The following is a 249-nucleotide window of genomic DNA, read 5'->3' on the forward strand; positions in this document are numbered from 1 at the left end:
CGTGGCGCGCATCGGCGTGCTGCTGGCCGGCCTGCCGAACACCGTGGCCGGCCAGACCGTCAACCGCTTCTGTTCCTCGGGCCTGCAGGCCGTGGCGCTGGCGGCCAATGAAATCCGCCTCGGCAACGCCGACCTGATGCTGGCCGGTGGCACCGAGTCGATGTCGATGGTGCCGATGATGGGCAACAAGGTCGCGCTGTCGCCGTCGGTGTTCAAGGACGACCACGTCGCCATCGCCTACGGCATGGG

At 68.7% G+C, this 249-nt stretch carries 1 protein-coding gene; it reads left to right on the plus strand.

Annotation, left to right across the window (positions count from 1 at the left end; all coding sequences use genetic code 11):
* Positions 1 to 249: beta-ketoacyl synthase N-terminal-like domain-containing protein (locus tag SB822_RS59400; RefSeq protein WP_410859414.1), on the plus strand; the 249-nt coding region annotated here is incomplete at both ends.

It is taken from the genome of Paraburkholderia sp. SIMBA_054 (assembly GCF_046534875.1).
Taxonomy (GTDB): Bacteria; Pseudomonadota; Gammaproteobacteria; order Burkholderiales; family Burkholderiaceae; genus Paraburkholderia; species Paraburkholderia hospita.